4 protein-coding genes are annotated in these 4,693 nt (G+C 66.4%); 1 reads left to right on the top strand and 3 read right to left on the bottom strand.

Annotated elements, in window-relative coordinates:
* Positions 1 to 56 precede the first annotated feature (56 nt).
* Entirely contained in the window at positions 57 to 836 is a 780-nt protein-coding gene (locus AC6RA4_RS16650) for an ABC transporter ATP-binding protein (protein WP_500162247.1), read from the bottom strand.
* Between the two features lie 99 nt (positions 837 to 935).
* Entirely contained in the window at positions 936 to 2,123 is a 1,188-nt protein-coding gene (locus AC6RA4_RS16645) for an ABC transporter substrate-binding protein (RefSeq protein ID WP_500162245.1), read from the bottom strand.
* Between the two features lie 153 nt (positions 2,124 to 2,276).
* Between AC6RA4_RS16645 and AC6RA4_RS16640 the strand changes: the two genes are divergently transcribed.
* Positions 2,277 to 3,365, top strand: coding sequence for a PQQ-dependent sugar dehydrogenase (locus tag AC6RA4_RS16640; protein ID WP_500162243.1), 1,089 nt, complete (start codon positions 2,277 to 2,279; stop codon positions 3,363 to 3,365).
* Positions 3,366 to 3,371: 6 nt separating this feature from the next.
* Here AC6RA4_RS16640 and AC6RA4_RS16635 read toward each other — a convergent pair whose 3' ends face one another.
* Entirely contained in the window at positions 3,372 to 4,382 is a 1,011-nt protein-coding gene (locus tag AC6RA4_RS16635; protein WP_500162241.1) for a GlxA family transcriptional regulator, read from the bottom strand.
* Positions 4,383 to 4,693 lie beyond the last annotated feature (311 nt).

Raw genomic sequence — 4,693 nt, 5'->3', positions numbered from 1 at the left:
GGTTCGAAAATACCTCGGGGGTGTGGGGGCAGCGCCCCCACCGCGCAGCGCAGATCTCATCCCGCCGCCTCCTTGTTCTTGAGCCCGGTGCCGAGATAGGCCTCGATGACCGCGTCATTGGCCTTGATCTCGTCGAGCGTGCCCTGGGCCAGCTTCTTGCCCTCGGCCATGACGATGACCGGGTCGCAGATGCGGCCGATGAAATCCATGTCGTGCTCGATGACGCAGAACGTGTAGCCGCGCTCCTGGTTGAGCTTCACGATGGTGTCGGCGATGGTGTTGAGAAGCGTGCGGTTCACGCCCGCGCCAACCTCGTCGAGGAAGACGATCTTGGCATCGACCATCATCGTGCGGCCAAGCTCGAGCAGCTTCTTCTGACCGCCCGAGAGATTGCCGGCCTTCTCGTCCTTGAGATGCGAGATGGTCAGGAAGTCGAGCACCTCGTCGGCCTTCTTGAGCAGTGCCGCCTCTTCCTGGGCGATGCGGCCTCGCCCGAACCAGGCGTTCCACAGGCTCTCGCCGGCCTGGTTGCCGGGCACCATCATCAGGTTCTCGCGGCAGCTCATCGAGGAGAACTCATGCGCGATCTGGAAGGTGCGCAACAGCCCCTTGTGAAACAGCGCGTGCGGCGGCAGGCCGGTGATGTCCTCGCCATCCATCCAGACCGTGCCGGAGGTCGGCGGCAGCGCGCCGGCGATGACGTTGAAGAGAGTCGACTTGCCGGCCCCGTTCGGGCCCACGAGCCCGGTGATCGAGCCGTCGGCAATCTCGAGCGAGGCGCCGTCAACAGCGCGGAAGGCGCCGAAATGGCGGTGCAGGTTGTCCACCCGGATCAATGCTTCTTCCCCTTCGGCGCGGTTTGCTGCGCCTGCTTTGTTATTGGAAACAGCCCGGGAATTGACCCCGGGCTGCCCATTTGCGCCTCAGTGGCGCGCTTACTTGAACGAAACGGTGCTGAACGCGCCGTCCTTGATCTCGTAATAGCGGTAGGTGCCCGCGGCCTCGCCCGGTCCGACGAGTTCCACATTGGTGGCGCCGACGTAATCCACATCGCCGCCCTCGGCAAGGATTTCCATCGCCTTGCCAAGCTCGCCCGGCAGGATAGGCTCGCCCGGCGCGTTGGCCACGTCGAGCACGTTGGCCGCCACAGCCGCCGAGGAGACCTCGCCGCCCTTCATCATCGCCAGCGCGATCAGGGCCGCCGCGTCATAGCTCTCGCGGGTGTAGGAGCTCTCGGCGTTGATGCCGGCCTCGGTTGCGAGCGTGGTGAAGGCCTCGGTGCCTTCGCCCTCGGCCCACGGCACCGAGCCGAAGCTGCCTTCGATGTCGCCGCCGAGATCGGCCAGCAGGGCGTCGGAATACATGCCGTCGCCCATGGCGAAGGTGTCGAAGGCGCCGGTGTCGAGCGCCGCCTGGATCATGCCCTTGCCACCCTGGTCGGAGTAGCCCAGCACCACGAGCACGTCGCCGCCGGCAGAGGCCAGGGCGCCGATTTCAGCGGAGTAGTCGCCCTTGCCGTCCTCGTGCGGGGCGGACAGCGTGATCGAGCCGCCCTCGGCCTCGAAGGCCGCGGCGAAGCTGTCGGCAAAGCCCTTGCCGTAGTCGTTGTTGGTGTAGGTCACCGCGACCGAGCTCACGTCGCGCTCGCCCAGGATGCTGGCGAGCACTTCGCCCTGGCGCGCGTCGGAGGGCGAGGTGCGGAAGAACAGGCCGTTATCCTCGGCGTTCGACAGCGCCGGCGAGGTGGCGGAGGGCGAGATCATCGGCACGCCGTTCGGCACCGCCACGTTCGACAGGATGGCGCCGGTCACGCCCGAGCAGTCGGCGCCCATGATGGCGACCACGCCGTCGGTGGTGATGAGACGCTCGGCCGCGGCGGTGGCGGCGGCACTGTCGATGCAGGTCGAGTCGGCGCGCACCGGGCTCAGCGTGACGCCCTCGAGGAACTTGCCGCTCTCGTTGACCTCGGTCAGGGCCAGCTCGGCGCTCGCGCCCATCGAGGGGGTCAGCGATTCAATCGGACCGGTGAAGCCGAGAATGACGCCGACCTTGGCGTCTTGGGCCTGCGCGGCGCCCGCGACGAGAAGCGAGGTGGCGGCAGAGGCCAGAAGCCACTTTTTCATGTGAGGATCTCCCTTGTTGGAACGCTTTGTCCGGTCGGGAGCCTATGCAAGCCCTTGACAAAAGAAAAGGGGCCTCAGGCGTGACTTCCGCTCGGGCAAGCAGCTTGTCCCTGCGGCCCGTTGCCCCATATCGGCGGGGAGGAGGCTTCCGCCATGAGACAGCTTGTTTTTGCAGCCCTGCTTGCCCTGCCATCTGCCGGAACGGCGCTGGCGCAGGACATCCCGAGCCGCGCCGGGCCGCTCGCGGTCAGCCCGGTGGTGCAAGGGCTCGACACCCCTTGGAGCTTCGATTTCCTGCCCGACGGCACCATCCTGATCACCGAGCGCAGCGGCGATCTGCTGGCGGTGCGCGACGGCAGCGCGCGGCGCATCGAAGGCCTGCCCGAGATCTACACGCGCGGGCAGGGCGGTTTGCTCGATGTGCTGGTGCCGCGCGATTTCGACAGCAGCCGCGAGCTCTTCCTGACCTATGCCAAGCGTCAGCCGGGCGGTGCCGGCACCGCGGTGCTGAAGGCGCGGCTGTCGCAGGATGGCAGCCGGCTCGAGGCGGCAGAAACGATCTTCGAGATGGCGCCGGGCTCGAGCGGCGGGCGGCATTTCGGTTCGCGGATCGTCGAGGCGACAGACGGGCATCTCTTCGTCACCATCGGCGAGCGCGGCGACCGGCCTTCGGCGCAGGATCTCGCACGGCACAACGGCTCGGTGATCCGCATCACCCGCGACGGCGCGGTGCCGCGCGACAATCCGTTCGCAGGGCAGGATGGCGCGCGGCCCGAGATCTGGAGCTACGGCCACCGCAACCCGCAGGGGCTCGGCTTCGACGGGCAGGGCCAGCTCTGGGCGGTCGAGCACGGGGCGCAGGGCGGAGACGAGGTCAACCGGATCGAGAAGGGTGCCAATTACGGCTGGCCGGTGATCTCCTTTGGCGAGCACTATTCCGGCGCGAAGATCGGTGAAGGCACGTCGAAGCCAGGCATGGAGCAGCCGGTCTTCTACTGGGATCCGTCCATCGCGCCGTCGGATATCGTGTTTCTCGAGGGCGGGCCCTGGGATGGCGACGCGCTGGTGGGCTCGCTCAAGTTCAACTACATCGCGCGGCTCTCCGGCACGCCGCTGCGCGAGGTGGAGCGGCTCGAGAGCGAGGCGACGCTGAGGGTGCGCGACGTCGATCAGGGCCCCGATGGCGCAATCTGGTTCCTCAGCGAGATCAACGGCACGCTTTACCGCGCCACGCGGCCCTGAGGGCGCTCAGACCTCCTCGCGACCGCCCTTGCCGGCCTGCGTGCCGCGCTCGCGATAGGGCGTGGTCTGGTAATGCGCGCGGTAGCATTTCGAGAAATGCGAGGGGCTGGCGAAGCCGCAGGCCAGCGCCACGTTGATCACGCTCATGTCGGTCTGCATCAACAGGTTGCGCGCCTTCTGCAGCCGCAGTTCCATGTAGTAGCGCTTGGGGCTTCGGTTGAGGTAGCGGCGGAACAGCCGTTCGAGCTGGCGTGTCGACATGCCGACATCGCGCGCCAGCAGCGCCGGCGAGATCGGCTCCTCGATATTGGCCTCCATCATCTTGATGACCTGCGCCAGCTTGGGATGGCGCACGCCGATGCGGGTCGGCGTCGACAGGCGCTGGGTGTCCTGATCGGTGCGGATCGAGGAATAGATCAGCTGGTCGGCCACCGCGTTGGCAAGATCCTCGCCGTGATCGTCGGCGATCAGCTTGAGCATCAGGTCGATCGAGGCGGTGCCGCCAGCGGTCGAGAGCCGCATGCCGTCGATCACGAAGACCGACTTGGTGAGCTGGACCTCGGGAAATTCCTCTTCGAACCCGTCCTGGTTCTCCCAGTGGATGGTGGCGCGCTTGCCGTCGAGAAGCCCGGCCTCGGCCAGGGTCCAGCTCGCGGTGCAAAGCCCGCCCATCATCAGCCCGCGCCGGGCCTCGCGGCGCAGCCAGTTCATCAGCCGCTTCGTGGTCGCCTCGGCCACGTCGAGCCCACCGCAGAGCAGCACCACGTCATCACGGGTGAGTTCGGGCAGGTCGCAATCGAGCTTGAACTCGGTGCCGGCGGAACAGCGCGCGGTCTCGCCGCCCTCGGCGGTGAGAAGCCACTCGTAGATCGGGCGATCCGCCATGCGGTTGGCGATGCGCAGCGCCTCGAGCGCGGCGGCGAAACTGAGAAGCGTGAATTCCGGCAGCAGGACAAAAACGAACCGGCGCGGCTTGGTCTGCGCCTCTGTCTCGACGGCTTTCCTCTGCACCGGCATACGTCCCTCGCGGCGATTGGGTTTCTTCAATCTTAACAGATCGTTCCCGAAAGGTCTTGATCAGACCGCGACCGACGGGTCCGGCCAGATGGGCAGAAAGCCGAAAACGCGTCAAGAGATCACCTGCATTTCCTATGGCCTTCTCGCAATTGCTTTGATAGAGGCTCCAGACGTTTTCGCTAACGGAGACCGCGTGGGAGAGAGCCATGAGTGAGTGGACCAAGTCGAGCTGGAGAAACAAGCCCCGGATCCAGATGCCCGATTATCAGGATCAGGCAGAGCTGGAAGCCGTGGAGGCACAGCTGTCGAAA

The sequence above is a fragment of the Salipiger sp. genome (assembly GCF_059781815.1).
The sequence above is the reverse complement of the archived record's forward strand: the minus strand, read 5'-3'. Positions and strand labels throughout refer to the sequence as shown.